Genomic DNA, 25,988 nt, shown 5'->3' on the forward strand with positions numbered 1-25,988 from the left:
GCCACGAGCCCGGCGGCCAGGTAGACGACGTCGGCCCGCCGCCCGGCGTCCCCCCGCGCCCCGAGCCAGGACGCCGCCCGGTCCACGTCCCGCTTCAGCCCGGTCACCCGCACCACGTCACCGGCGCACAGCTGCGTGCCGGGCCGGACCGGCAACCGGCACCCCACCCGCGTCACCTCGCACACGTGCAGGTCCTGCACCCCCTGGCCGGACAGCCCGGCGCGCAGCTCGCGCACGGTCGCCGGCGGCCTGCCCCCGAGCATGACGTCGGCCACCTCCAGGTCCAGGTCGAGCTCCCGCCCGCCCGGCACCTCGGGCCCGACCACCGCGCCGGCGTTGACGACGTCCTGCCGCACCCCGACGACCACCACCTCGTCATCCCGCCGCAGCAGCGTGTCGGGGCCGAACGGGATCGGGCGGCCGTTCCTGCGCAGCCGCTCCACCGAGACCCGGGTGCCCATCGCGATCTCCGCCTGCCCGACCGTCCGGCCCTCGCCGGTGGTGACCTGGTGGGCCCGGCCCAGCACCGCCGGCGGCGGCGTCTCCTCCGCGCCGTCCAGCCGCCGCCACAGCGCCGCGGCCTCCTCCCGGGGGTCGAACCGGAGCGCCGCGGGCGCGGCCCTGACGGTCAGCAGCGCGATGGTGACCAGGGCGAGGAGGTAGGACAGGACGTACGCGGGCCCGAGCGCCTGCTGCGCGACCCCGGCGCCCTGCAGGGCGTCGGCCGCCGTGCCCAACGCCACCGGCCCGGCCGCCGCCCCGGCGACCAGCCCGGCCGTGACGCCCGGGTCGAGCCCGAGCGCGTCCGCCGCCAGCGCCGCCACCGCCAGCGCCCCGACGACCTCGACGACCGTGAACCACAGGTACCGCAGGTTGCGCCCGGAGAACGCCGCGAAGAAGGCGGGCCCGAGGGTGTAGCCGAGGGTGAAGGCGAAGATCGAGAAGGCGATCACGCGCACCTGCTGGTGGACCTCGACGCCGCCGGTCAGCAGCCCGACGGCGAGGGCGGCGGCCAGCGTCCCGGCCGCGCCGCCGAGGGCCACGCCGCGGAACCTGAGCCTGCCCAGGGCGAACCCGAGGGCCAGGCAGAGGAACAAGGCGATCTCCGGCGCGTCCCGCAGCACGCCGGACTCCCAGGGCCACATCCGATCCCCCCAAGGCAGGCCGGCGACGCGGGGGGATCGATCATCCAGCCTTTTCCCGCCCCCACATGCCGCGAAACGCCACCAACCCCCGTCGGCCCCCGCGTCCGGGCGGGGGAGTGCGGGCGGGGAATGGTCCCTGGTGGGGCGTCTGTGCCGGAGTTCCACGCAGTAGGGTCTCTGCGTGAGCGAAACTTCCGCCGAGGACCGGATCTGGACGGTTCCCAACCTGCTGAGCTTCCTGCGCCTGCTCGGCGTGCCCGTGTTCCTCTGGTTGGTTCTGGGGCCCCGGGCGGACGGGTGGGCCATCGCCATCCTCATCGTGGCCGGGTTCACCGACTGGCTCGACGGCAAGATCGCTCGCGCGTTCAACCAGACCAGCAAGCTCGGCCGGGTGATCGACCCGGCCGCCGACAAGCTGTACGTCTTCGCCACGATCCTGGCGTTGCTGCTGCGCGAGGTCATCCCGTGGTGGCTGGTGGCCGTCATCGTGGCGCGGGAGCTCTTCGTCGCCTGTTCGTTCCCCGTACTTCGCAAACACGGATATAAGGCACTTCAGGTGCATTTCCTGGGCAAGGCCGCCATGTTCAACCTCATGTACGCCTTCCCGCTGCTCTTCCTCGCCTCCCACACCGGGTGGTATGCCGATATAGCGCGAATTGCCGGGTGGGCCTTCGCGCTCTGGGGCACGGGCCTGTATTGGTGGGCAGGGATCCTGTATGTGGTGCAGGTGCGCCAACTCGTAACCGCGACCACGAAGGAGTGATCGGGTGAAGGCGGTCGTCATGGCGGGCGGGGAGGGGACTCGGCTGCGTCCGATGACCGCCAACCAGCCCAAACCTCTGCTCCCGGTGGCCAACCGCCCGATCATGGAACACGTCCTGCGCCTGCTCAAACGGCACGGCATCACCGAGACGGTCGTCACCCTGCAGTTCCTGGCCGCCCTCGTGCGCAACTACTTCGGCGACGGCGACGAGCTGGGCATGAACCTCCAGTACGCCACGGAGGACCTGCCGCTCGGCACCGCGGGCAGCGTCAAGAACGCCGCCGCCCGCCTGCGCGACGACCGCTTCCTGGTCATCTCCGGCGACGCCCTCACCGATATCGACTTATCCGACATGATCCGTTTTCATCGCGAAAATTTGGCTCTTGTCACCATCGGTCTGAAACGCGTACCCAACCCACTCGAATTCGGGATCATCATCGTCGACGAGAGCGGACGCGTGCAGCGCTTCCTGGAGAAGCCCACCTGGGGCCAGGTCTTCTCCGACACCGTCAACACCGGCATCTACGTCATGGAGCCCGAGATCCTCGACGCCGTCGCCGACGGCGAACCGGTCGACTGGTCCTCGGACGTCTTCCCCGCCCTCCTGGAACGCGGCGCCCCCATCTACGGCTACGTCGCCGACGGCTACTGGGAGGACGTCGGCACCCACGCCAGCTACCTCAAGGCCCAGGCCGACGCGCTGTCCGGCCGGGTCCGCCTCGACATCGGCGGCTTCGAGCTCTCCCCGGGCGTCTGGGTGGCCGACTCGGCCACGGTCGACCCCGACGCCGTCCTGAAGGGACCGCTGCTGATCGGCGACTACGCCAAGGTGGAGGCGGGCGCCGAGCTGCGCGAGTACACCGTGCTCGGCAACAACGCGGTCGTGCGCGAGGGCGCCTTCCTGCACCGCGCGGTCGTCCACGACAACGTCTACCTCGGTCCCGGCGCCCACCTGCGCGGCTGCGTCATCGGCAAGAGCACCGACGTGATGGGCGGCGCCCGCGTCGAGGAGAACGCCGTCATCGGCGACGAGTGCGTCATCGAGGCCGAGGCGTACGTCTCCAGCGGCGTCAAGGTCTACCCGTTCAAGACCATCGAGGCCGGCGCGGTCGTCAACACCAGCGTCATCTGGGAGTCGCGCGGCCAGCGCAACCTGTTCGGCCCGCGCGGGGTCAGCGGCCTGGTCAACGTCGAGATCACCGCTGAGCTGTGCGTCCGGCTGGCCGGCGCGTACGCCACCACCCTGCGCAAGGGCGCCTACGTCGTCACCTCCCGCGACTGCTCGCTGGCCGCCAGGGCGCTCAAGCGGGCCGTCATCGGCGCCCTGACCGCCGCCGCGATCAACGTCCTGGACCTGGAAGCCGCGCCGCTGCCGGTGGCCCGCTTCCACACCGCGCGCGAGTCGGCCGCCGGCGGCATCGCCCTGCGCACCACGCCCGGCGACCCGCAGAGCGTCGACATCGTCATCATGGACGACCGCGGCGCCGACCTGCCCCCGGCCGCCCAGCGCAAGCTGGAGCGCGTCTTCTCCCGCCAGGAGTACCGGCGGGCCTTCCCCGGCGAGATCGCCGAGCTGCACTACCCGGCCAGGGCCGTCGAGGGCTACACGCACGAGCTGATGCGGGCCATCGGCGTCACCGGCGTCAAGGACATGAAGGTCGTGGTCGACTGCGCCGGCGGCACCTCCTCCCTGGTGATGCCCACGCTGCTCAGCCGCGCCGGCGTCGAGGTGCTCACCGTCAACGCCCGGCTGGACGACGTCTCGCCCACCGAGACGCTGGCCGAGCGCCGCCGCGACCTGCAACGCCTGTCGGAGCTGGTCAGCTCCTCGCGGGCGGCGTTCGGCGTGCGCTTCGACCCGGTCGGCGAACGCATCGCGCTGGTGGACGAGACCGGCCAGCTCATCAGCGAGGAACGCGCCCTGCTGGTCGTGCTGGACCTGGTGGCGGCCGAGCGCCGGGGCGGCCGGGTGGCCCTGCCGGTCACCACCACCCGGGTCGCCGAGCAGGTCTGCCGCTTCCACGGCGTGCAGGTGCAGTGGACCTCGACCGCGCTCGACGCCCTGACCTCCGCCGCCCAGGGCCCCGACATGATCTTCGCGGCCGACGGGCGCGGCGGGTTCGTCGTGCCGGAGTTCAGCCCGGCCATCGACGGCCTGGCCGCGTTCATGCGCCTGCTGGGGCTGGTGGCCCGCACCCGGCTGTCGCTCAGCCAGATCGACGCCAGGATCCCCGAGGTCAAGCTGCTGCGGCGGAGCGTCCCGACCCAGTGGGCGGCCAAGGGCGCGGTGATGCGCTCGGTCATCGAGGCCGCCGAGGCCGAGCCCGACGGCTGGCGCGTGGACACCACCGACGGCGTGCGCGTCGCCCGCGACGACGGGTCGTGGGTGCTGATCCTGCCCGCCGCCGCCGAGCCGGTCACCGACCTGTGGGCCGAGGCCCCCGACATGGACGGCGCGCAGGCGTTGCTCGAACGGTGGGCCCGCGTGGTCGAGCAGGCGGCCGTCTGATCACGTAGAGTAGCGGAAAAGCCTTCGCCCGAGATGTGCGCGCGGAGTGCCGCAAGATCGTAATGTAGAAACGCGCGGCGGCATGGACCACGGGGTGGGGGCGGCGGTAACTTTGTCAGCGTCCGAACCGCAGTCCAGCGCCCCGCCTTGACCTTTGCCGCTGATCAGCGTAAGTTGCGGCATTCGCAAACTTGAAGAGCGAAGGCAGGCGCGTCCCCAGCACCGTCGCCGCGTCTTCGCGGTAGGAGGCCGAGCCGATCGATGCCGAGCGTCTACTGCACGCAGTGCGGGCACGCCAACCCCGAGGATGCCCGTTTCTGTTCCCGCTGTGGGTCACCGCTGACCAGACCCGAGGTCTCCGGGGACACCACGTCGACGATCTCGGTCGCGGGAATCGAGGCGTACGAGGCTGAGACAGGCGACATGCTCCTGGCCGAACGGGCGCTGGTCGAACAGCTCCCGCCCGGCACGGCGTTGCTCACGGTGACCAGAGGGCCCAACCAGGGCAGCCGGTTCCGGCTGGACAAGGACCTCACCACGACCGGGCGCCACCCGGAGAGCGACATCTTCCTCGACGACATCACCGTCTCGCGCCGCCACGTCGAGTTCTACCGCCACCGCGGCGGCCAGTTCTCCGTACGCGACGTGGGCAGCCTCAACGGCACCTACGTCAACCGGGAGCGCATCGAGGAGGTCCCCCTGCACTCCGGAGACGAGGTGCAGATCGGCAAGTTCCGCCTCGTCTTCCTGATGAGGGTCAACGCCGGCGCATGAGCTCACAGGCGGCACGCTCGCACATGAGCATCGGGGAGGTGCTCGCCCTGCTGCAGGGCGAGTTCCCCGACGTCACCGTGTCCAAGATCCGCTTCTTGGAGGGTGAGGGGCTGATCGAGCCCGAGCGCAGCCCCTCGGGCTACCGCAAGTTCACCCATCTCCACGTCGAGCAGTTGCGGTTCATCCTGACCGAGCAGCGCGACCACTACCTGCCGCTTCGGGTGATCAAGGACAGGATGGCCGAGAGCTTCGGCCGTCCGCGCGCGGTGCAGCAGGCCCAGGAGATCCGCTACGACCGGGCCCAGCTGCTGGAGGCGGCCGGCATCGACGAGGAGACCCTCGCCGAGCTGGAGGACTACGGCCTGCTCGCCCCCGTGGCCAGGCGCTACGACGAGGAGGCGCTGAAGATCGCGCGCACCGTCGGCGCCCTGGCCCGTTTCGGCCTGCACGCCCGCCACCTGCGCGCGGTCAAGGCCGCCGCCGAGCGGGAGTGCGGGCTGGTCGAGCAGACCGTCGCGCCCATACTCAAGCGGCGCGCGCCCGGCGCCATCGGCGAGGCCGACGAGGCTGCCAGGGAGTTGTCCACCCTCCTGCTCGACCTGCACGCCTCCCTGGTGCGCCTCGGCGTCAGGTCTGTCCTGGGCCGTTGAGGGCACGGAGCTGGAAGGCCGGGGCACATTCCACGCCTGCCGGGTGTTACGTTGAAATACACAAGCGTGTAGCAGAAACGACCCAGTCAACAGCTGTGCCGGGCGACCGGCCGGTCGAATACGGAGCAGCCCGTGTTGCAGATGGAGGTCGTGGGCGTTCGAGTTGAGATGCCCACAAATCAGCCGATCGTCTTGCTCAAGGAGGCACACGGGGAACGGTTCCTTCCGATCTGGATCGGCATGACCGAGGCGACCGCGATCGCCCTGGCGCAGGCCGAGGAGCCGCCGCCCCGGCCGCTCACGCACGACCTGTTCAGGGACGTGCTGAGCGCGCTCGGCGTCGGGCTGCGCGCGGTCAACATCGTGGCCCTGCGTGACGGCATCTTCTTCGCCGACCTGGTGTTCTCCAACGGCGTGGAGGTCAGCGCCCGGCCCTCCGACTCGATCGCCCTGGCGCTGCGCACCGGTGCGCGCATCTTCGCCAGCGAAGAGGTCGTCCAGGAGGCCGGTGTGATCATCCCTGACGACCAGGAGGACGAGGTGGAGAAGTTCAGGGAGTTCCTTGACACGATCACTCCCGAGGACTTCGGCAGGGCGGGGTAGGTATTTCAGTGCATTTACGCTTCACGACGCGCCGAGCCGGATCGTTGACTGAGCATGGTCACGGTCCTACGGTGCAAGTGAAACCCGTGGTCGCCCTTTACGAACCCCCAGATCAGGCCATGGGATGAGAGAAAGCCGGAGGTCCGCGTGGCGGTCAGCAGCGGCGAGGGAAAGACGGCCGGCCAGGAAGATCCGGTGCGGCGCGAGAGCGCGCGGCAGCGTGCCGGAGAGCAGGGCCTGCTCTTCGACGAGCAGCCTGCGACCGTGCCCGACGACATCGGATACCGCGGGCCCACAGCCTGCTCGGCGGCCGGCATCACCTACAGGCAGCTCGACTACTGGGCGCGCACGGGCCTGGTCGAGCCCACGATAAGAGCCGCGCACGGCTCGGGCTCGCAGCGGCTCTACAGCTTCCGCGACATCCTGGTGCTCAAGGTCGTCAAGCGGCTGCTCGACACCGGGGTGTCGTTGCAGCAGATCCGCACCGCCGTGCAGCATCTGCGTGACCGCGGGGTCGCCGACCTCGCGCAGATCACGCTCATGAGCGACGGCGTCAGCGTCTACGAGTGCACCTCGGCCGACGAGGTGATCGATCTGCTCCAGGGCGGCCAGGGCGTGTTCGGCATCGCGCTCGGCCGGGTCTGGCGAGAGGTCGAGGGCTCCCTCGCGGAGCTGCCGGGGGAACGGGCGGCGGTCGAGGACACCGTCCCGGCCGACCATCCCGCTGACGAGCTCGCCAAGCGGCGTCGCGCACGCCGCACGGGGTGAGCTGAACCGCTGAACACACCGTAGTAATCTAGGACAGAGTAAGGCTGATGACCCCGTGCGGGAGAGTCCCTGGGCTTCGGTCCTGGGGCGCCGAAGGAGCAACCCTCCCCGGAATCTCTCAGGCATCCCGTACCGCTCGGGTGAGGCAACTCTGGAAAGCAGGTGCGCCCGCCAGGCGCACCTCACCGACGGTGCAAGCCCCACGGTGGGGTGAAGCTCTCAGGTCGCGATGACGTCGCGATGACAGAGGGGGAGATCCGGCACTCGCCCGCGCCCTGGCGCCGGTCTCCAAGCCTCGGGAGGCAACCTCCATGACCGACCTGTCCGCTCCGCCGTTCTCGTCCAGGCACATCGGCCCATCGGAGTCCGAGCAGCAGCGCATGCTCGAGGCCGTGGGCTTCGAGTCCGTCGGCGATCTGGTGGCCGTGGCCGTGCCCGAGGCCATCAGGGTCAAGGACCGGCTCAAGCTGCCGGCCGCCGCGAGCGAGACCGAGGCCATCGCCGAGCTGCGCGAACTGGCCTCCCGCAACCGGGTGCTGACCTCCATGATCGGCCTGGGCTACTACGACACCGTCACGCCCGCCGTCATCCGGCGCAACCTGCTGGAGAATCCGGGCTGGTACACCGCCTACACGCCGTACCAGCCGGAGATCTCGCAGGGGCGCCTGGAGGCGCTGCTGAACTTCCAGACGGTCGTCTCCGACCTGACCGGCCTCGACGTCGCTGGCGCCTCCCTGCTGGACGAGGCCACCGCCGCGGCCGAGGCCATGACGCTGGCCCGCCGCGCCGGCAAGTCCAAGAGCGACGTGTTCGTCGTCGACGCCGACACGCTGCCCCAGACCAAAGCCGTGCTGGCCACCCGCGCCGAGCCGCTCGGCATCACGCTGGTCGAGCACGACCTCGACGGCGAGCTGCCCGAGTGCTTCGGCGTGCTCGTCCAGTACCCGGGCGCCTCGGGCCGCCTGCGCGACTTCCGCGACGTGGCCGCCAGGGCGCACGAGGCGGGCGCGCTCGTCGTGGCCGCCGCCGACCTGCTGGCCCTCACGCTCGTGGCCGCCCCCGGCGAGCTGGGCGCCGACATCGCCGTCGGCTCCTCCCAGCGCTTCGGCGTCTCCTTCGGGTTCGGCGGGCCGCACGCGGCCTACATGTCCGTACGCGAGGGCCTGCAGCGGCAGATGCCCGGCCGCCTGGTCGGCGTGTCGGTCGACGTCGACGGCGACCCCGCCTACCGGCTGGCCCTGCAGACCCGCGAGCAGCACATCCGCCGCGAGAAGGCCACCAGCAACATCTGCACCGCCCAGGTCCTGCTGGCCGTGATCGCCGGCATGTACGCCGTCTACCACGGCCCCGAGGGCCTGCGCCGGATCGCGCACCGCGTGCACCGGCACGCCGTCGCGCTGGCCGGCGGGCTGCGCGAGGCCGGCCTGGAGGTCGTGCACGGCGAGTTCTTCGACACCGTGCTCGTCCGCGTGCCCGGCAGGGCCGCCGAGGTGGTGGCCGCCGCCGCCGAGCGGGGCGTCAACCTGTGGCAGGCCGACGACGACCACGTCTCGATCGCCTGCGACGAGAAGACCGGCGCGGCCGAGCTGGTCAAGGTGTGGGCCGCCTTCGGCGTCGAGCGCGAGGAGGTGGCGCTGGAGGCCGACGCGCTGCCGGACGGGCTGCTGCGCGAGTCGGACTACCTGACCCACCCGGTCTTCCACAGCCACCGCTCCGAGACCGCGATGCTGCGCTACCTGCGCAGGCTCCAGGACAAGGACATCGCGCTCGACCGTTCGATGATCCCGCTCGGCTCGTGCACGATGAAGCTGAACGCGACCACCGAGATGGAGCCGATCACCTGGCCGGAGTTCGCCGGCGTGCACCCGTACGCGCCGGAGGCCCAGACCGAGGGCTACCGGGAGCTCATCGGCACCCTGGAGGGCTGGCTGGCCGAGGTGACCGGCTACGACGCCGTCTCCATCCAGCCGAACGCCGGCTCCCAGGGCGAGTTCGCCGGCCTGCTGGCCATCCGCGCCTACCACCAGGCCAACGGCGACACCGGGCGGGACGTGTGCCTGATCCCGTCCTCGGCCCACGGCACGAACGCGGCCAGCGCCGTCATGGCCGGCATGCGGGTCGTGGTCGTGGCCTGCGACAGCGACGGGAACATCGACCTGGCCGACCTCGACGCCAAGATCGCCAAGCACCGCGACAAGCTCGCCGCGATCATGGTGACGTACCCGTCCACGCACGGCGTGTACGAGGAGTCGATCACCGAGGTGTGCGCCAAGGTGCACGAGGCCGGCGGCCAGGTCTACGTCGACGGCGCCAACCTCAACGCCCTGGTGGGCCTGGCCAAGCCGGGTGAGTTCGGCGCCGACGTGTCCCACCTCAACCTGCACAAGACGTTCTGCATCCCGCACGGCGGCGGCGGCCCCGGCGTCGGCCCGGTCGCGGTCCGCGGCCACCTGGCGGCCTACCTGCCCGGCCACCCGCTGCGCGACGGCAGCCCGGTCGGCCCGGTCTCGGCGGCCCCGTACGGCTCGGCGGGCATCCTGCCGATCTCGTGGGCGTACGTGCGGATGATGGGCTCCGAGGGCCTCACGGCGGCCACCGAGCAGGCCATCCTGTCGGCCAACTACCTGGCCCGGCGGCTGGCCCCGCACTACCCGGTGCTCTACACCGGCCGTGGCGGCCTGGTGGCCCACGAGTGCATCGTGGACCTGCGCCAGATCACCAAGGAGACCGGCGTCACCGTCGACGACGTGGCCAAGCGCCTGATCGACTACGGCTTCCACGCGCCGACCATGTCCTTCCCGGTGGCCGGGACGCTGATGATCGAGCCGACCGAGAGCGAGGACCTCGACGAGCTCGACCGGTTCGTGGACGCCATGATCGCCATTCGCGGTGAGATCGCCAAGGTGGCCTCCGGCGACTACGACACGACCGACAACCCGCTGCGCAACGCGCCGCACACGGCCGAGTCGGTCACCGCCGACGAGTGGGCCCACCCGTACTCGCGGACCGAGGCGGCCTACCCGCTGGCCTCGCTGCGCGAGGGCAAGTACTGGGTGCCGGTGCGCCGCATCGACCAGGCGTACGGCGACCGCAACCTGGTGTGCTCCTGCCCGCCGCTGGAGGCGTACGAGGACTGATCCGCCCGCGCGGGTCCCCGCCCGGGGGCCCGCGCCGGACCCGGCCCAGTCCTGCACCGTCAAGTGAGCAGACATGATCGCGACGAGCCGTTAGGCTCGGTGCGATCCGTCGCCGGAAGGAGCTCTCTTGACGTTCTCAGAGCTGCAGACCCCGCCCCTCGACACCGCCCGCCGCCTGGCCGAGGGGGGCGACCTGGAGGGTGCGGCGGCGATCCTGACCGAGCTGGTCGCCGACCCCGACAGCCCCGACCGGGCCCAGGCGGCCGTGGGGCTGGCCGTGGTGCTCGACGAGCGCGGCGACACCGAGGCCGCCCGCGCCGCGGCCCGCACCGCGCTGGCCACCGGCCATCCCGAGTACGCCGCGCAGGCCGCCTGCCACCTGGCCCAGGGGTTCGAGCGCGAGGGCCGCGACGACCAGGCCAGGGCCGCCTGGCAGGCGGTGCTCGGCGTCGGCACGCCGGCCTACGTCCCGCTGGCGCACCTCGCGCTGGCCCGGCTGGCCGGCAGCCCCCAGGAGGCCGGCAAGGAGCTGCGCTCCGCCCTCGACGCGAGCCTCGACTCAGGCGACGCCGAGGCCGCCGCGCACGCGGCCCGCCAGCTCGCCGAGACGCTGCTGGAGTACGGCGACCCGGGGGAGGCCGCCGGGCTGCTGCTGGACGCGCTGGAGTTCGCCCCGGCGCGGGAGCTGCCGGGGCTGCGGGTGCTGCTCGGCATCGCGCACCTGGAACTGGCCTGCGCCGAGTTCGCCGAGGCCGTCGAGAGCGGGGCCGACCCCCAGACGGGCGCGCTGGCCATCGAGCTGCTGGCGCGCACGCTGCCGCTGCGCGGGCGCACCGAGGACGCCGGCCAGGTGTGGACCTACGGCCTCGAACACGAGGACCGGACCATGGCCGCCGAGGTCCGGCTGCGTTTCCACCGCGACACCTGAGTGCCGTGAGGGGAAGGCTCAGCCGCGGCGCATGATGGCCACGGCGGCGGCCACGTTGATGGCGACGATCGCCAGCCACGTGATCGTCAGGCCGACCAGCCCCGCGTTGCCCGCCGCGATGGCGGTCAGCGGGATGCCGAGACCCATCGAGCCCAGCGCGACGGGGATGATGGCGGCGCCATTGTTCTGCCGCTGCTTCGCCTTGGCCTTGACCGGCGCGAGGCCCTGGCCGCTCAGCTCGGCCTGGACGCGGGCGGCGATGGTGGCGTCGAGCCGTTCGACGAAGGACTCGACGAGCGCGGCCTCGTAGTCGGGGCCGAGGTCGCGGCGGGCGTCGAGGGTGGCCTGCAGGTCGTCCCGGATCGGGCGCATCTCTGACATGAAAGCCATCATCCCGGTTGTCCGGCGCGCCGTCATCAGACCTGGGAGCCAACGGCGGATCCTCCCCAGGTACGGTGCTGCCATGGAGATCATGACTCCGCGGGGGCCGGCGCTGGTGCAGGTCGACGAGGCAGCCGAGGCCCGGCTGCTGCTGGTGCTGACCCACGGCTCGGCCGGGGGAGTGGACGCGCCCGACCTGCTGGCCGTCCGCGACGCCGCGCTCGGGGTGGGCGCGACCGTGGCCAGGGTGTCGCAGGCGTTCCGGGTCGCGGGGGCGCGGGCGCCGGGCTCGGCCGCCCGGCAGGACGAGGCATGGGAAGCGGTGCTGGGCGAGTTGCGCGCCGGGTGGCCGGGGCTGCCGCTGGTGCAGGGCGGCCGGAGCAACGGCGCCCGGGTGGCCTGCCGTACGGCCTCGGCGGTGGGCGCGGCGGCGGTGGTGGCGCTGGCCTTCCCGCTGCACCCGCCCGGCAAGCCGGAGCGTTCCAGGGCCGAGGAGCTGCGCGGGGCCGGGGTCGACGTGCTGGTGGTCAACGGGGACCGGGATCCGTTCGGAGTGCCGGATCCCGCGGACTGCGCCCGGCTGGTGGTGCTGCCGGGCGAGGGCCACGACCTGAAGCGGGACCCCGCCCGGGTGGGCGAGGTCGTGGCCCGGTGGATCGGCGGCTACGCCGCCGTCAGGCGGCGCCCACCAGGGGGTCGGGCCGGTGCGGCGCGATGACGGTGCCGCTGGGCAGCAGCTCCCCGGTGTCCTCGAACAGGACGACGCCGTTGCAGAGAAGGCTCCACCCCTGCTCGGGGTGGCATGCGAGGGTGCGTGCTGCCTCGCGGTCCGGCGCCTCGGCAGACGGACAGGCCGGGTCGTGCGGGCACATCGGCGTGCCTCCGATATCTCGTGGGTGCTCCCGGGAGAGGGACGGGAGCCGCTCGGGTTTGTTGTTCTGGCAAGTGTGCGACGTGTGTCACACGGTCCGACATAGCCCGTTCGGACTGTTACAGGAGGATCCCCCGGTCGTGTGACCTTCGACACAGCGTGCCTTATGCAGGATAACGGGCCAAGCGCGACACGCGCACTACGTTTGCAACCCCTTGAGCAAAGCGTCGAGCCCTCTTTCGAAGTCGACATCCGCTCTTTCGTCCCTCCTGACCCATTCATCGACTTCTGGGTCAGCCCATCCGGATTGCTGGACTTCGACCGCCACGCTGCCGAACACGAACGCCCGCAGCGCGCGCACGGCCTCCGGGGCGTCGCTCAGGCCGCCGTCGGCCAGTTGCTCGGTCTGCTCCCTGATGGCCACCGCGGTGGCGCCCTTGGGCGGCTTGGTCAGCGCCAGGGCGAGCACGCCCGGATGTTCGCGCAGCAGCTCCCGGCCCGCCCGGCACCACGCCCTGGCCGTCTCCTGCCAGGTGGCCGCCTGCTCCACGTGCACGGTCGTGACGTGCTCGGCCAGCGCGTCCATCAGCGCCTCCTTGCCGCGGGGCAGGTGGTGGTAGATGGCCATGGCCTCCACCTCCAGGGCGTCGCCCAGCCGGCGCATGGTGAGCCGGCGCAACCCCTGGCTGTCGGCGATGTGGAGTGCGGCCTCGATGATGCGCTCGCGGGAGAGTGGCACGGGAGGTCTCTTTGCGGGCATGGTGATCATCTTACTGGGCGGCCCCGTCCGTCGCCCGGTGTTCGGCGGCGGTGTCGGACGGCGTACCCTTGTGGGTTGAACAGCAAAGACTGCGTGAAGGGCAGGGTCGATGGCGTTTTTCCGTCCGCGGGTGAGCCGGGAGGCCGAGGTTCGCTACCACGCGGACCAGGAGATCTCCAAGGGCTTCCCGCAGCTGCTTGACAAGGCCAGGCAGGCCGAGCAGATCGTGCGCGACCTGCGTGCGGCCGCGGCCGACGAGATCGAGCTGCTGGCCGCGGGCCGGGCGTTCGACGTCGCGCTGACCGAGGCGCTGCGGGCCGCCGAGGCCGGGCAGCGGGCCACGTTCGGCGTGCGCTCGTACGACGACCGCATCGCGCGCCGCAAGGCCAGGGCCACCCCCCGCGGGGCCATGTGGACGGCCGAGGTCGACCGGCTGCGCACGCTGCGCGAGGAGAACCGCATGTGGGGCATCCCGCGCGTGCCCCGGCCGGTGCCCGCCACCGTCTGACCGAAGGCACCCGAAAGCCCCGGCGCCGCGCGCGCCGGGGCTCTTCGTGCGTTCCGGGCCCGTCACCGTCAGGTCCTGACGGCCGGGGCCCGCGTTCCGGGCCCGTCACCGTCAGGTCCTGACGGCCGGGGTCCGCGTTGCTGGGCCGTCGCCGTCAGGGGCTGACGGCGGCGGCCGGGGCGGTGCGGGTCAGCTGGCCCAGTCGAGCAGCGGGCGGGTGTTGCTCGGGTGGCGCAGCTTCGACAGCGACTCCTTCTCCAGCTGGCGGATGCGCTCGCGGGTGAGGCCGAGGTGCTTGCCGATCTCGTCCAGCGTGTGCGGCTTGCCGTCCACCAGGCCGAACCGCAGGGCCATGATCTTCGCCTCGCGCGGCGAGAGGTTGTCGAGCACGCCGCGCAGCTGGTCGCCCAGCAGCTGGCGGTCGACGATCTCCGACGCCTCCGGCGAGTCGACGTCCTCGATGAGGTCGCCGATCGTGGTCTCGCCGTCCTCGCCGATGGTCGCGTTCAGCGAGATCGGCTGGCGGCTGGTGCGCAGCAGCTCCTCGATCTGGTCCGGCGTCTTGTCGAGCTCGACGGCCAGCTCCTCGGGCGTGGGCTCGCGGCCCAGCCTCTGGTGCATGTCCCGCTCGATCCGCGACAGCTTGGAGAGCATCTCCAGCACGTGCACGGGCAGCCGGATCGTCCGGGCCGAGTCGGCGAAGCCGCGCTGGATGGCCTGCCGGATCCACCACATGGCGTAGGTGGAGAACTTGAAGCCCTTGGTGTAGTCGAACTTCTCCACGGCCCTGATCAGTCCCAGGTTGCCCTCCTGGACGACGTCCAGCAGCGACATGCCGCGGTCGGTGTACTTCTTGGCCACCGAGACCACCAGGCGCAGGTTGGCCTCCAGCATGTGGTCCTTGGCCTGCCGGCCGTCCTCGATGACCAGGTGCAGGTCGTCGCGCACGGACGGCGGCACGTCGGGGTCGGTCTCCAGCTTGTACTCGGCATACAGGCCGGCCTCGATCCGGCGGGCCAGCTCGACCTCCTGGGCGGCGGTGAGCAGGGTACGGCGGCCGATCGACTTCAGGTACGTGTGGACCGAGTCGCCCATCACGGACTGGTTGTCGTCCAGGTCCATGGCCTCGTTCTCGATCTCGGCGTCCTCGGCCGTCAGCTCGAGGTCGTCGGGGGCCACGTCCTCCTCGTGCTCCGGCTTGCCGTCCACCGGGTTTTTTGCCTCGGCGGCCGTGCGGCCGGTAGCCTTTGCCCCGGAAGCCTTCCTCGGCTTGGGGGCGCTCTTGCTCGCGGTCTTCTGGGTGGTCTTTCTGGCGGCGGTCTTGGCCAGCGACGGCTCGTTCTCGGCAGCCAGGCTCACACCGGCCTCCGAGAGCTCACGCAGGATCGTGCGGCCTTCAGAGGGGCTGATGCCGGCCTCGGCGAACGCGTCGCGCAGCTCCGCCAGAGAAAGGTGACCCTGGGCTCGCCCTCGTTCAATGAGCTGGTCGAGAGTCGCGGGTGGGGTCGCCACGGCGGTTCTGGGCATGAGGACACCTCCTCCGTACGGAGTCGAAGCGATCAGGCAGGTTGTGGTGGGGCGGTGGTCACTCCGCTCGGCGCACCAGTATCAATAACGCCATCCACCGCTATTTGTTCCCGGAGGGCTGAAAAAGGGGCGGAACGCCCACAGGGCGCGCCACCCCCGGCAGGCGGGAACTACTCCGCCACCTCGAAGCTTCCGGTCCCCTCCGGCATGGGCATCGGCTCGGCCTCTTCCATGCGCTTGTCGGTCCAGTAGTCGATGACCTCGCGCGGATCGGGATTGACCTCCGTGGAGACCACGACGCCCTCGGGGTCGCCGGGCGAGGGCGCCGGGCGGCCGGTCGGCGACGTCTGCTCGGCCGCCGGGTCGGCTGCCTGGTCGACCTGCTGATCGACCACGGCCCGGGTCTCCCTGGCGACGGCGTCGAGCTTGCCCGCCGAGGCGGCCGCCGCGACCGACGCGCCACCGACGACGATCACGCCGACGACCGCCGCGGACGCCCACATCTTGCGGGTCTGGTTCATGAAGGCTCCCTTCCTTCTCCCCGTTATGACGCAGCCGCGCCGCGTCAGGTTCCTGTACGCAGCCGTACGAGATCGGTCTTGCCGTTGGGCAGCAGCGGCAGACGGGGGAGGAGACGCAGGTCGCGGGGCGCGGCGTGGGCGGGCAGCCGGTCGCGGCAGTAGGCGCGCAGCTCGGCCAGCGTGGGCGGCGCGGCGGGGTCGGCCGGCACCACGAACGCCGTGACCGCCTCGCCCCACTCCGGGTCGGGCAGGCCGGCCACGGCGACGTCGGCGACCTCGGGATGCGTGCCGAGCACCGCGCTCACCACGGCGGCCACGACCTTCTCGCCGCCGGTGTTGACGACGTCGTCGGCCCGGCCGAGCACGCGCAGCCGGCCGCCGCTGAGCTCGCCGAGGTCGGAGGTGACGAACCAGTCGCCGTCGAAGCCGGTGCGCCCGGCGAAGCGGTAGCCGGAGAAGAGCACGGGCCCGGCGATCCTGATCAGGCCGTCCTCGCCGATTTTGAGATCTACATCGTAAAGGGGGCGGCCGTCGTAGACGCAGCCGCCGCACGTCTCGCTCATCCCGTACGTGGTGACCACCCGGGCGCCGAGCTCCACGGCCCGCTCGACCAGCCCCGCCCTGGGCGCCGCGCCGCCGAGCAGGATCGTGCGGAACACCGACAGGTCGGCGCCCGTCTCGACCAGCCGGTGGAGCTGCGTCGGCACCAGGGAGACGTGGTGGGCGCCCGAGGACAGCACGGCCCGCACGTCGAAGGAGGGGTGGATGATCGGCTCGCTGCCCGACAGCAGGGCGCGGACCAGCACCTGCAGGCCGGAGACGTGGGAGACGGGCAGGCAGCACAACCACCGGTCGCCCTCGGCGGCCCCGATCCTGCTCAGCGACGCCGACGCCGAGGCGCGCAGGGCGGAGGCCGACAGCTGCACGCCCTTGGGCGCGCCGGTGCTGCCGCTGGTGGCGATGACCACCGCCACGTCGCCCGGGACGCCCTCGCCGCCGGGCCGCGGCTCGCCGCCGGCGTGCGTGGGCCGCAGAGCCTGGAGGACCTGGTGCTCGTGGCCGGGCTGGAGCGGCAGGACGGCCGGGCCGTCGCCGGAGAGGGCGTCGCGGATCGCGGTGAGAAGGCCGGGGCCGGGAGGCTGCACAATGGCATGCAGCGGACGGTCCGGATGCGACGGGTTCCTCCACATGCTCGTAAGGTTAATGGCGACAGGTCGGACACAGGTGCAGGGTAGGGTCGTGACGCGTTCTCCCGTGGTCTTCCGGATTCCGATGCGGACGCGGTTTCGCGGGCAGACCGTCAGGGAGGGCGTGCTGCTGCACGGCCCGGCGGGCTGGGGCGAGTTCTCCCCCTTCCCCGAGTACGGTCCGCGCGAGTGCGCCCGCTGGCTGGCGTGCGCCCGTGAGGCCGCCTTCGACGGGTGGCCCGAGCCGGTGCGCGACCGCGTCCCGGTCAACGCCACCGTCCCGGCGGTCGACGCCGAGCAGGCCCACGAGCTGGTGCGGCGTTCCGGCTGCGGCACGGCGAAGGTCAAGGTGGCCGAGCGCGGCCAGACGTTCGCCGACGACCTGGCGCGGGTGGAGGCGGTGCGTGACGCCCTGGGGCCGTCCGGGCGGCTGAGGGTCGACGTCAACGGCGCCTGGGAGGTCGACGAGGCCGTCACCCGGCTCAAGCGGCTCGACCGGTTCGGCCTGGAGTACGCCGAGCAGCCGTGCGCGACCCTGGAGGAGCTGGCGGCGGTGCGCAGGGCGGTCGACGTGCCGATCGCGGCCGACGAGTCGATCCGGCGTGCCGAGGACCCGCTGCGGGTCAGGGCGGCCGAGGCGGCCGACATCGCGGTGGTCAAGGTGCAGCCGCTGGGCGGGGTGCGCGCCGCGCTGCGGGTGGTGGAGTCGTGCGGGCTGCCCGCCGTGGTCTCCAGCGCCGTGGAGACGTCCGTGGGGCTGGCCGCGGGGGTCGCGCTGGCGGCGGCGCTGCCGTCGCTGCCGTACGCGTGCGGGCTCGGCACGATGTCGTTGCTGGCCGGCGACGTGGTGGAGGACTCGCTGGTGCCCGTGGACGGATGGCTCCCGGTGCGCCGCCCCTCGGTGAATTTTCAGCATTTGTCGGAATTTGAGATTGAATCTCCCCAGTGGCTCGGCCGGATGCAGGAGGCGTCACTTTGAACCCCGCAACCGCGCTGGCCACCGTGCTCGTCGACGAGCTGGTGCGCTGTGGCCTGACCGACGTGGTGCTCGCCCCCGGCTCCCGCTCGGCCCCCCTCGCCCTGGCGCTGCACGCCGAGTCGCGGGTGCGCCTGCACGTGCGCATCGACGAGCGCTCGGCCTCCTTCCTGGCGCTCGGCCTGGCCAAGCGCTCCGAGCGGCCGGTGGCGCTGATCTGCTCCTCCGGCACGGCCGCGGCCAACTTCCATCCGGCGGTGATCGAGGCCGACGAGTCGGGCGTGCCGCTGCTCGTCCTGACCGCCGACCGTCCGCCCGAGCTGCGCGGCACCGGCGCCAACCAGACGATCGACCAGGTCAAGCTGTACGGCACCGCAGTCCGCTGGTTCGCCGAGGTCGGCGTGCCGGAAGACCGTCCCGGCATGGTCGCCTACTGGCGTTCGCTGGCCTGCCGCGCCTACCAGCGGGCCGCAGGGGCGGCCAACCCCGGCCCCGTGCACCTCAACCTGGCCTTCCGGGAGCCGCTGATCCCCGACGGCGACACGAGCTGGTCCGAGCCGCTCGACGGCGGCGCGAACGGCCCCTGGGTGCGGGCCCGCGTCGCGCCCCCGCCCATCGCCCTGCACATCCCGCCCACCAGGCGCGGCGTGCTCGTCGTCGGCGACGGCGCGGCCAACGTCCGGCGTTACGTGGCCGCCGCCGGCATGGCCGGCTGGCCGGTGCTGTCGGAGCCCAACGGCGGCGCCCGCTACGGCGACCACTCCATCTCCAGCTACCACTACCTGCTCGGCACGCCCGAGTTCGCCGACTCCCACCGCCCCGACGTGGTCGTCACGCTGGGCCGGCCGGGGTTGTCGCGGCCGCTGCTGTCGTGGCTGAAGCGCACGGACGAGCACATCGTGGTCGCCCCCGACCTCGACCGCTGGCCCGACCCCACCCGGTCGGCCACCCAGGTAGCGCAGGCCGTGGAGATCCCGGTGGCCTCCGGCGACGACAGCTGGCTGCACGCCTGGCGGCAGGCCGACACGGCCGTCCGGTCGGCCCTCGACGCGGTCCTCGACGTCTCGGGCACCTCCGAGCCGCGCCTGGCCCGCGACCTGGCCGACGCGCTGCCCAACGGCGCGCTGCTGTTCTGCGGCTCCTCGATGCCGATCAGGGACCTCGACCAGTTCATGCGGCCGCGGCGCGGCATCAGGCTGATGGCCAGCCGGGGCGCCTCCGGCATCGACGGGCTGGTGTCCACCGCCATGGGCGCCGCGCTGGCGCACAACGGGCCCTCGTACGCGCTGCTCGGCGACCTGTCGTTCCTGCACGACCAGAACGGGCTGATCCTCGGCCCCCGCGAGCCCAGGCCGGACCTGTGCATGGTCGTCGTCAACAACGACGGCGGCGGCATCTTCTCGCTGCTGCCGCAGGCGGCGGTGCGCGACCCGTTCGAGCGGGTCTTCGGCACGCCGCACGGCGTGGACCTGGCCTACGCCGCCGCCGCGAGCGGAACGCCGTACACGCTGCTCGGGGACGTCAGCGAGCTGTCCAAGGCCATGCGCGGCGAGGGGCCGCGGGTGGTGGAGGTGCGCACCGACCGCGAGGAGAACGCCGCTGTGCACGGCCGCCTGCGCGAGGCGGCCCAGGACGCCGTGCGGGAGTTCCTCAGCTCCTGAGCGCCTCCAGCAGGCGGTTGAGCGGGCTGTCGAGGCCGTAGCGGTCGGCCAGGGCCACCAGGGCCTCCGGGTCGCGCGGCTTGTCCGGCAGCGTCAGGTCGGCGGCGGGCAGCGGCGCGTCGGAGGCCACCTGCACCACGGCGGGCGCGGCGTCGAGGTAGTCGCGGGCCGCGGCCAGGCGGTTGCGGCTGCCGGCCGGGAAGCCCTCGGTGACGCCGGAGTCGAGCGCCTCCAGCAGCGCGGCGAGCGAGCCGAACCGGGTGATCAGGGCCGCCGCCGTCTTCTCGCCGACGCCGGGCACGCCGGGCAGGCCGTCGCTGGGGTCGCCGCGCAGGGTGGCGAAGTCGGCGTAGGCGCGGCCGGGGACGCCGTACTTGGCGGTGACGAACGCCTCGTCGACGAACTGCAGGTTGCGGATGCCGCGCGCGGTGTACAGGACGCGGACCGGGCGGGAGTCGTCGACGAGCTGGAACAGGTCGCGGTCGCCGGTGACGATCTCGACGGCGCCCCGCGCCTGGTGGGTGAGGGTGCCGATCACGTCGTCGGCCTCGTAGCCGGGCGACTCGGGACGGGCGATGCCCACGGCGTCGAGGACCTGGTTGATCACGGCGATCTGCGGCACCAGCGCCTCGGGCACCTCCTCGACGTCGCCGTGGGCCACCCGGTGCGCCTTGTAGGTGGGGATCGCCGCCACCCGGAAGGCGGGCCGCCAGTCGGCGTCCATGGTGGCGGCCAGCGCCGCCGGTGAATGCTGACGGACCAGCGTGGCGATCATGTCGATGAGCCCGCGCACCGCGTTGACCGGGGAGCCGTCGGGCGCCTTGACCGACTCGGGCACGCCGTAGAAGGCGCGGAAGTAGAGGGACGGTGTGTCCAGAAGCATGAGCACCCGTCTATGGTCGCACTCCCACCGCCCTCCCGTCCGGCTCCGGGACGGCGACGGCCAGCAGGCACGCGTCGTCCTCGGGGTTGGGGCCGCCGATGTCGGCCAGGAGGCGGTCGAGCCCGGCTTCTAGATCGTGGGCGGACAGGCCGCCGGCGGCCGCCAGCACCAGCTCAAGGCCGACGTCGATGTCGCGGGTGCGCCGCTCGACCAGCCCGTCGGTGAACATCAGCAGCAGGTCGCCGGGGCGCAGCCGGGTGCGGGCCAGCTCGTAGGGCCGCCCGGAGACCGCGCCGAGCAGCACGCCCCCCGGCCTGCCCAGCCGGGCCGCCCGGCCCCCGCGCACCAGGATCGGGTCGAGGTTGCCCGCCTGCCCCCAGGTGAACAGCAGCGTCTCGGGGTCGAGGTGGCCGATGACGGCCGTGGCGGTGGTGTCCTTCAGCTGGTGCAGGACGAGGTCGTTGAGCCACGACAGCAGGCGGTCGGCGGGCCGGCCGGTCATGGTGAGGCCGACGAGGGCGTGGCGCAGGTGGGCCATGTGGGCGATGGCGGGCAGCCCGTGGCCCGACACGTCGCCGATGGCCAGCAGCAGGCGGCCGTCGGGGGTGGTCGCGGCCTCGAACCAGTCGCCGCCCAGGCTCGCGGTCTTCTCGGCCGGCACGTAGCGGACGGCGATCCTGGCCCCCGGCAGGTCGAGGCAGCCGGTGGGCGCGGGCAGGATGGCCTCGCGCAGCGCCAGCATCACGTTGCGCTCCTCGGCCGCCTGCTCGCGGGCCTCCAGGAGCTGGCGGCGCGACTCCGACATCATGCGCTCGGCCCTGCGGCGGCCGGTGATGTCCTGGATGACGCCGTGCATGCCGACCGGACCGCCGGGCGACATCAGCGGTTCGAGCACGACGCGCAGATCGCGCAGCTCGCCCGTGCCGCGCCTGACGCGGAACTCGGCGTGCACGGGCTCGACGCCCTCCACCACGTGCCACAGCAGCCGGTCGAGCGCGTCGAGGTCGGCGGGCTCGACCATGGCGGCCAGGTCGGGAAGGGACAGCGGCCCCTCCTCACGGTCTCTTCCGAAGATCGCGTAGACCTGGTCGGACCAGATGGCGGCCCCGGTGCGCAGGTTCCATTCGGCCCAGCCCATGTTGCCCAGCCGCTCGGCGTGGGCCAGCCGGACGGCCAGCAGCTCCGCCCCCGCCCCGCGCGCCCGCCCGTGCGGGGCCTCCCTGACCAGCTCTGCCGCGCCTGCGAAGTCGACCATGGCCTCACTCTCAAAGTGCAGTGGAACTGGACAATTGGTCCCACACTACGTGATCAATGTGGAACGGAGTGTAGTCATGGGCTCCCATGTTGTGAGAAGTTTTCGCGGATTTTAGCCCTCGGCGGACAAGTGGCCTGCTGGAGCGGGGGCGCCGGGCGTCCGAGTAGATTTGGCTCGTGACGTCCTCAGACCTGTATCCCGTGTCCCGTCTTGCCGCCGTGCAGGAGGCCACCGCCAAGGCCGGCCTCGACGCCCTGCTGCTCACCCCCGGGCCCGACCTGCGCTATGTCAGCGGCTATGACGCCAAGCCGCTGGAGCGGCTGACCTGCCTCGTGGTGCCCGCCTCGGGGGAGGCGTACATGATGGTGCCCCGCCTTGAGCTGCCCGCCGCGCAGGCCTCGCCCGCCTCCCGGCTCGGGCTGGAGTTCGTGGCCTGGGACGAGACCGACGACCCCTACAGCATCGCCGCCTCCCGGCTGGGCCGGGTGGCCAAGGTGGGGCTGGCCGACCGCATGTGGGCCATGTCGTCGCTGCGCTTCCGCGACGTGCTGCCGGAGGCCGAGCAGGTGCTGGCCGGCACGGTGCTGCGCGACCTGCGCATGCGCAAGTCGCCGGCCGAGGTGGCCGCCCTGCGCGAGGCCGGCGAGGCCATCGACGCGGTCCACCGGCAGGTGCCCGGCCTGCTGCGCGCCGGCCGCACCGAGCGCGAGGTGGGCCGCGACATCGCCGAGGCGATCCTGGCCGCCGGCCACGCCACGGTCGACTTCGTCATCGTCGCCTCCGGGCCCAACGGCGCCAGCCCCCACCACGACGTCTCCGACCGGGTGATCCAGGCCGGCGAGCCGGTCGTGGTCGACATCGGCGGCCAGCTCCACAACGGCTACTGCTCCGACTCCACCCGCACCTACTGCGTGGGCGAGCCGCCCGCCGAGTTCGCCGCCTACTACGAGGTGCTGCGCCGCGCCCAGGACGCCGCCTGCGCCGCGGTGCGGCCGGGCGTGTCGTGCGAGTCGATCGACGCGGCGGCCCGCGAGGTCATCGCCGAGGCCGGCTACGGCGACTACTTCATCCACCGCACCGGCCACGGCATCGGCATCGAGACGCACGAGGAGCCCTACATCGTCTCGGGCAACGACGAGCCGATGGAGGCCGGGTTCGCCTTCTCCGTCGAGCCTGGCATCTACCTGCCCGGTCGCCACGGCGCCCGCATCGAGGACATCGTCGTCTGCACCGAGACCGGCGGCGAGCGGCTGAACAACACGCCGCGCGAGCTGGTGACCGTCCAGCCGTAACGGCATGTTCACCGAGGTCAGGTACGCCACCCGGCCGGGGTCGGCGCGGCCCAACGAGGACCTGGCGGTGGCCGGGCCCTCGTGGGCGGTCGTGCTCGACGGGGCCACGGCGGCGGCCGGGGCCGGCGGCGGCTGCGCCCACGGGGTCGCCTGGCTGGTCGGGCGGCTCGGCGGGGCGCTGGCCGCGGGGCTGGCCGCCGGCGGGCGCTCGTCGCTGGCCGACATCCTGGCCGAGGCCATCTCCGTCACCATGGGCGCCCATGCGGGCACGTGCGACCTGGGCGACCCCGACTCGCCGTCCACCACCGTGGCCATGGTGCGCCTGGGCGGGGGAGTGGTGGAGTACCTCGTGCTGGGGGACTCCCCGGTGGTGCTCGCGCGGGCCGACGGCGGGGCCGAGGTCATCGGCGACGACCGGGTGGAGCGGCTGCCGGGCGGGCGGCCGTACTCGCCGGAGCTGGTGCGGCGTCTGCGCAACGCCGAGGGCGGGTTCTGGGTGGCCTCCACCCGTCCCGAGGCCGCCGGTCAGGCGGTCAGCGGGGTCGTGGAGGCGTCCGGGCTGCTGGGCGCCGGGCTGTTCACCGACGGGGTGACCCGGCTGGTGGAGTGGTACGGGTGGAGCTGGGAGTCCGTGCTGGCCGAGCTGGCCGGCGGGGGGCCGGGGGCGGTGATCTCGGCCGTACGGGGGCTGGAGGCCGAACGCGGCGCGGTACGCGGCAAACCCCACGACGACGCCACCGCCCTCTGGGCCGCCTTCCCTTCCCCTTGACCTCGCCCCCGCCCGCACCTGAGGGCGGCCCGCACCCATCTGAGGGCCGGCCCGCGGCCATCTGAGCGCCCGCGGCCATCTGAAGGCCCACAGACACCTGAAGGCCCGGCCCACGGCCACCCGAGGCCGCAGCCCACCTGACGACCCACCCCCACCTGATGCCGCCCCCACCCGGCCCTGACCCGCGCGTGACGCGGCTTTGTGGGTGACGCCGCTCCCGACTGACGGCGCCCTTCCGACTGGCCTGTGCCGCCTAGCTGCCGTCGGCTAGCGGAGGTGGGAATGGCTTGATGGGGGTAAGTGATCATGAAAGAATTCTTCGGCAGGTGCATTCGTCCGGCCGGCTGTTGGGGGGGCGTCGCCATGAGCTGTGTACCGTGCGGGTGGCCCTAGGGTGCCCGGCGAGGAGCTGGAGGAGGCGTACCGGCTCGGCCGCACCTGCGCCCTGGCCGCCGAGTGCGGCAGGGACCTGCGGCGTTGCGCCCAGCTGTACGACGGCCTGTTCCCCGGCGCCGCCTTCGACGCCGAGTTCTACCAGACCCTGACCCTCGGCACGGCCTTCAGCGCCCCCTGGGCGGGCGCGGGCGGGCTGAAGGCGGTCAACCGCAGCGCCCTGTGGGTGCTGGCCGTCGGCCGTCTGGTCGACCACACCGCCACCACCCGCGAGCAGGTCGACCGGCTGACGCGCGAGTGCGTGGAGGTCGCCGGCGGCGCGGTGCCGCGGTCGCAGGTCACCCGCTTCCTGGCCGACCTGCGCGACGAGCTGGCCACCGTCGAGGGGTTCGGGCCGGCGCGGCGGCTATGGCACGACCAGCTCGCCCGGACGCTGGACGGGATGGCCAGGGCCTGGGTGTGGCGGGACACCCGGGCCGCGCCCACGCTGGAGCGCTACCTCGACAACGCCGACAGCCGCGGCTCCTGCTTCGTGGACCTGTCCCACTGGATCTACACCGGCGACGGCTGGACCACCGGCCACCTGGAGGAGCTGCGGACGGTCAGCCGGCAGGTGCAGCGCTACCTGCACCTGCTCGGCGACGTCGCCTCCTACCGCAGGGACCTGAGCTGGGGCGACCTCAACGTGCTGGGGCTCGGGGTCACCGGCGGCGAGGTCACCGCGGCGATGGCCGGCCTGGCCCGCGAGGCGACCGGCCTGATCGAGGCGCTGCGCGGCTGCAGCCCGCGGACCGCCGCCTACCTGGGCCGACGGATCGGCTTCAACGCCGGCTTCACCGGCATTTCGGACCTCGACCCCGTAACCTAACGATCTCGTCGAATAAGCTGACAAGTCTCTTGACCGCCCGTCGCCCGCCAGGCGATTTATGGGACTACCGACGATAAATCGTGACATTTGGTTCGTTGTAAAAGTTTATGTCTTGAGTGGAAAATGTGGCGTTGCTAGGGTGGCTCGATGCCAGGCACGTCGAACGGCCTTCACCACGCGCCTTGACAGATATCACTGACCATGCGCGAAGGCCGGGACGTGCGCGGGACCTGTACGGGCGGTGCTGGATGGAATTCGGTCGCGTCGACCGTTGGCGGCTGCCGACCGCGATCAAGATCTTGATCGCCGGCGGATTCGGCGCGGGCAAGACCACCATGGTCGGCGCCGTCTCCGAGACCCGCCCGCTGCGCACGGAAGAGGCGCTCACCCACGTCGGCACGCACGTCGACGACCTGTCGGGCGTCGAGCGCAAGCTGACCACCACCGTCGCGATGGACTTCGGCCGCATCACCATCCGCGACGACTACATGCTCTACCTGTTCGGCACCCCGGGGCAGGAACGTTTCTGGTTCGTGTGGGACGAGCTGGCCATGGGCGCGCTGGGCGCCGTGGTGCTGGCCGACACCCGCCGCCTGGCCGACTGCTTCCCGGCCGTCGACTACTTCGAGAAGCGCGAGCAGCCGTTCATCATCGCGCTCAACTGCTTCGAGGGCACCCGCCCGTTCACCGTCGGCGAGGTGCGCTCGGCCATCGGGCTGGAACCCGACGTGCCCATCGTGCTGTGCGACGCCCGCCGGCGCGACTCCGGCCGCCAGGTGCTCATCACCCTGGTCGAGCACGCGATGAACCGAGGGGTCGCTCCCGTCGGGACCATGTCGTGACCATCACCGGCTACCTT

25 protein-coding genes and 1 riboswitch are annotated in these 25,988 nt (G+C 72.4%); of the genes, 16 read left to right on the forward strand and 9 right to left on the reverse strand.

Translation table 11 applies throughout. The annotated features are described in order from the left end of the window. On the reverse strand, positions 1-1,145 hold a 1,145-nt coding region (locus AB0J71_RS39040), incomplete at its 3' end, for a hypothetical protein (RefSeq protein WP_364419138.1). Positions 1,146-1,326: 181 nt separating this feature from the next. Here AB0J71_RS39040 and AB0J71_RS39045 point away from each other — a divergent pair. The 8 genes from AB0J71_RS39045 to AB0J71_RS39080 all read left to right on the forward strand — a co-directional run bounded on the left by AB0J71_RS39045 (position 1,327) and on the right by AB0J71_RS39080 (position 11,277). Then, complete coding sequence (locus AB0J71_RS39045; protein WP_352325617.1) at positions 1,327-1,908, forward strand: CDP-alcohol phosphatidyltransferase family protein; 582 nt, start codon at positions 1,327-1,329, stop codon at positions 1,906-1,908. 4 nt (positions 1,909-1,912) lie between these two features. Then, complete coding sequence (locus AB0J71_RS39050; protein WP_364419140.1) at positions 1,913-4,417, forward strand: mannose-1-phosphate guanyltransferase; 2,505 nt, start codon at positions 1,913-1,915, stop codon at positions 4,415-4,417. A gap of 261 nt (positions 4,418-4,678) precedes the next feature. Further along, positions 4,679-5,191: an FHA domain-containing protein gene (locus AB0J71_RS39055; protein ID WP_352325615.1), complete on the forward strand. Its 513-nt coding sequence runs from the start codon at positions 4,679-4,681 to the stop codon at positions 5,189-5,191. A gap of 23 nt (positions 5,192-5,214) precedes the next feature. Then, positions 5,215-5,841, forward strand: a complete 627-nt coding sequence (locus tag AB0J71_RS39060; protein ID WP_352325613.1) for a MerR family transcriptional regulator — start codon at positions 5,215-5,217, stop codon at positions 5,839-5,841. Between the two features lie 132 nt (positions 5,842-5,973). After that, positions 5,974-6,444, forward strand: coding sequence for a bifunctional nuclease family protein (locus AB0J71_RS39065; RefSeq protein WP_090771501.1), 471 nt, complete (start codon positions 5,974-5,976; stop codon positions 6,442-6,444). 147 nt (positions 6,445-6,591) lie between these two features. Then, complete coding sequence (locus tag AB0J71_RS39070) at positions 6,592-7,212, forward strand: MerR family transcriptional regulator (protein WP_352325612.1); 621 nt, start codon at positions 6,592-6,594, stop codon at positions 7,210-7,212. A 48-nt stretch (positions 7,213-7,260) separates the two neighbouring features. Continuing rightward, positions 7,261-7,357, forward strand: a riboswitch (glycine riboswitch). A gap of 166 nt (positions 7,358-7,523) precedes the next feature. Further along, entirely contained in the window at positions 7,524-10,349 is a 2,826-nt protein-coding gene (gcvP, locus tag AB0J71_RS39075; protein ID WP_364390404.1) for an aminomethyl-transferring glycine dehydrogenase, read from the forward strand. A 127-nt stretch (positions 10,350-10,476) separates the two neighbouring features. Beyond that, a complete protein-coding gene (locus AB0J71_RS39080; RefSeq protein ID WP_352325609.1) occupies positions 10,477-11,277 on the forward strand; it encodes a hypothetical protein in 801 nt (266 codons plus the stop codon). Positions 11,278-11,295: 18 nt separating this feature from the next. Here AB0J71_RS39080 and AB0J71_RS39085 read toward each other — a convergent pair whose 3' ends face one another. Next, complete coding sequence (locus AB0J71_RS39085) at positions 11,296-11,658, reverse strand: hypothetical protein (RefSeq protein ID WP_364419142.1); 363 nt, start codon at positions 11,656-11,658, stop codon at positions 11,296-11,298. Between the two features lie 82 nt (positions 11,659-11,740). Between AB0J71_RS39085 and AB0J71_RS39090 the strand changes: the two genes are divergently transcribed. After that, complete coding sequence (locus AB0J71_RS39090; RefSeq protein ID WP_364390401.1) at positions 11,741-12,376, forward strand: alpha/beta family hydrolase; 636 nt, start codon at positions 11,741-11,743, stop codon at positions 12,374-12,376. Here AB0J71_RS39090 and AB0J71_RS39095 read toward each other — a convergent pair. Further along, complete coding sequence (locus AB0J71_RS39095; protein WP_125637444.1) at positions 12,333-12,530, reverse strand: DUF5999 family protein; 198 nt, start codon at positions 12,528-12,530, stop codon at positions 12,333-12,335. The two genes, AB0J71_RS39090 and AB0J71_RS39095, sit on opposite strands and share 44 nt — an antisense overlap. A gap of 198 nt (positions 12,531-12,728) precedes the next feature. Beyond that, positions 12,729-13,268 (reverse strand): TetR/AcrR family transcriptional regulator C-terminal domain-containing protein, encoded by a 540-nt coding sequence (locus AB0J71_RS39100; protein ID WP_352331216.1) that lies wholly within the window; start codon positions 13,266-13,268, stop codon positions 12,729-12,731. A 130-nt stretch (positions 13,269-13,398) separates the two neighbouring features. On the opposite strand from AB0J71_RS39100, the gene AB0J71_RS39105 reads away from it, so the two are divergent. After that, a complete protein-coding gene (locus tag AB0J71_RS39105; RefSeq protein ID WP_352331214.1) occupies positions 13,399-13,797 on the forward strand; it encodes a hypothetical protein in 399 nt (132 codons plus the stop codon). A gap of 189 nt (positions 13,798-13,986) precedes the next feature. Here the strand turns inward: AB0J71_RS39105 and AB0J71_RS39110 are convergent, their stop codons facing one another. The 3 genes from AB0J71_RS39110 to AB0J71_RS39120 all read right to left on the reverse strand — a co-directional run bounded on the left by AB0J71_RS39110 (position 13,987) and on the right by AB0J71_RS39120 (position 17,035). After that, positions 13,987-15,324, reverse strand: a complete 1,338-nt coding sequence (locus tag AB0J71_RS39110; RefSeq protein WP_352331384.1) for an RNA polymerase sigma factor — start codon at positions 15,322-15,324, stop codon at positions 13,987-13,989. Positions 15,325-15,494: 170 nt separating this feature from the next. Beyond that, positions 15,495-15,845, reverse strand: coding sequence for a hypothetical protein (locus tag AB0J71_RS39115; protein ID WP_364390399.1), 351 nt, complete (start codon positions 15,843-15,845; stop codon positions 15,495-15,497). A 44-nt stretch (positions 15,846-15,889) separates the two neighbouring features. After that, positions 15,890-17,035 (reverse strand): AMP-binding protein, encoded by a 1,146-nt coding sequence (locus tag AB0J71_RS39120; protein ID WP_352326796.1) that lies wholly within the window; start codon positions 17,033-17,035, stop codon positions 15,890-15,892. A 13-nt stretch (positions 17,036-17,048) separates the two neighbouring features. On the opposite strand from AB0J71_RS39120, the gene AB0J71_RS39125 reads away from it, so the two are divergent. Then, a complete protein-coding gene (locus AB0J71_RS39125) occupies positions 17,049-18,011 on the forward strand; it encodes an o-succinylbenzoate synthase (protein ID WP_352326797.1) in 963 nt (320 codons plus the stop codon). Continuing rightward, positions 18,008-19,669: a 2-succinyl-5-enolpyruvyl-6-hydroxy-3-cyclohexene-1-carboxylic-acid synthase gene (menD, locus tag AB0J71_RS39130; RefSeq protein WP_352326798.1), complete on the forward strand. Its 1,662-nt coding sequence runs from the start codon at positions 18,008-18,010 to the stop codon at positions 19,667-19,669. Before AB0J71_RS39125 ends, menD begins: the two co-directional genes overlap by 4 nt. Here menD and AB0J71_RS39135 read toward each other — a convergent pair. After that, positions 19,659-20,552, reverse strand: a complete 894-nt coding sequence (locus tag AB0J71_RS39135; RefSeq protein ID WP_352326809.1) for a 5'-3' exonuclease H3TH domain-containing protein — start codon at positions 20,550-20,552, stop codon at positions 19,659-19,661. The genes menD and AB0J71_RS39135 overlap by 11 nt on opposite strands. Positions 20,553-20,562: 10 nt before the next feature. Continuing rightward, positions 20,563-21,807 (reverse strand): SpoIIE family protein phosphatase, encoded by a 1,245-nt coding sequence (locus tag AB0J71_RS39140; RefSeq protein ID WP_364419145.1) that lies wholly within the window; start codon positions 21,805-21,807, stop codon positions 20,563-20,565. 176 nt (positions 21,808-21,983) lie between these two features. Between AB0J71_RS39140 and AB0J71_RS39145 the strand changes: the two genes are divergently transcribed. From AB0J71_RS39145 to AB0J71_RS39160, 4 genes are all read left to right on the forward strand, one after another. After that, positions 21,984-23,099: a Xaa-Pro peptidase family protein gene (locus tag AB0J71_RS39145; RefSeq protein ID WP_352326800.1), complete on the forward strand. Its 1,116-nt coding sequence runs from the start codon at positions 21,984-21,986 to the stop codon at positions 23,097-23,099. A gap of 4 nt (positions 23,100-23,103) precedes the next feature. Further along, entirely contained in the window at positions 23,104-23,868 is a 765-nt protein-coding gene (locus AB0J71_RS39150) for a protein phosphatase 2C domain-containing protein (protein WP_364419147.1), read from the forward strand. A 394-nt stretch (positions 23,869-24,262) separates the two neighbouring features. Further along, positions 24,263-25,129 (forward strand): terpene synthase family protein, encoded by an 867-nt coding sequence (locus tag AB0J71_RS39155; protein ID WP_364419149.1) that lies wholly within the window; start codon positions 24,263-24,265, stop codon positions 25,127-25,129. 248 nt (positions 25,130-25,377) lie between these two features. Further along, the gene (locus AB0J71_RS39160; protein WP_352326803.1) at positions 25,378-25,971 is read left to right on the forward strand and encodes an ATP/GTP-binding protein; all 594 of its coding nucleotides are present in this window, start codon (positions 25,378-25,380) and stop codon (positions 25,969-25,971) included. The last annotated feature ends 17 nt before the right edge of the window (positions 25,972-25,988 follow it).

It is taken from the genome of Nonomuraea sp. NPDC049637 (genome assembly GCF_040675235.1).
Classification (GTDB): Bacteria; Actinomycetota; Actinomycetes; order Streptosporangiales; family Streptosporangiaceae; genus Nonomuraea.

Coding starts and splice junctions, on each gene's coding strand:
- AB0J71_RS39085 (WP_364419142.1), bottom strand. CDS start 11,658: ATGTCAGAGATGCGCCCGATCCGGGACGACCTGCAGGCCACCCTCGAC.
- AB0J71_RS39150 (WP_364419147.1), top strand. CDS start 23,104: ATGTTCACCGAGGTCAGGTACGCCACCCGGCCGGGGTCGGCGCGGCCC.
- AB0J71_RS39060 (WP_352325613.1), top strand. CDS start 5,215: ATGAGCATCGGGGAGGTGCTCGCCCTGCTGCAGGGCGAGTTCCCCGAC.
- AB0J71_RS39115 (WP_364390399.1), bottom strand. CDS start 15,845: ATGAACCAGACCCGCAAGATGTGGGCGTCCGCGGCGGTCGTCGGCGTG.
- AB0J71_RS39095 (WP_125637444.1), bottom strand. CDS start 12,530: ATGTGCCCGCACGACCCGGCCTGTCCGTCTGCCGAGGCGCCGGACCGC.
- AB0J71_RS39055 (WP_352325615.1), top strand. CDS start 4,679: ATGCCGAGCGTCTACTGCACGCAGTGCGGGCACGCCAACCCCGAGGAT.
- gcvP (WP_364390404.1), top strand. CDS start 7,524: ATGACCGACCTGTCCGCTCCGCCGTTCTCGTCCAGGCACATCGGCCCA.
- AB0J71_RS39105 (WP_352331214.1), top strand. CDS start 13,399: ATGGCGTTTTTCCGTCCGCGGGTGAGCCGGGAGGCCGAGGTTCGCTAC.
- AB0J71_RS39090 (WP_364390401.1), top strand. CDS start 11,741: ATGGAGATCATGACTCCGCGGGGGCCGGCGCTGGTGCAGGTCGACGAG.
- AB0J71_RS39160 (WP_352326803.1), top strand. CDS start 25,378: ATGGAATTCGGTCGCGTCGACCGTTGGCGGCTGCCGACCGCGATCAAG.
- AB0J71_RS39120 (WP_352326796.1), bottom strand. CDS start 17,035: ATGTGGAGGAACCCGTCGCATCCGGACCGTCCGCTGCATGCCATTGTG.
- AB0J71_RS39125 (WP_352326797.1), top strand. CDS start 17,049: ATGGCGACAGGTCGGACACAGGTGCAGGGTAGGGTCGTGACGCGTTCT.
- AB0J71_RS39140 (WP_364419145.1), bottom strand. CDS start 21,807: ATGGTCGACTTCGCAGGCGCGGCAGAGCTGGTCAGGGAGGCCCCGCAC.
- AB0J71_RS39135 (WP_352326809.1), bottom strand. CDS start 20,552: ATGCTTCTGGACACACCGTCCCTCTACTTCCGCGCCTTCTACGGCGTG.
- AB0J71_RS39110 (WP_352331384.1), bottom strand. CDS start 15,324: ATGCCCAGAACCGCCGTGGCGACCCCACCCGCGACTCTCGACCAGCTC.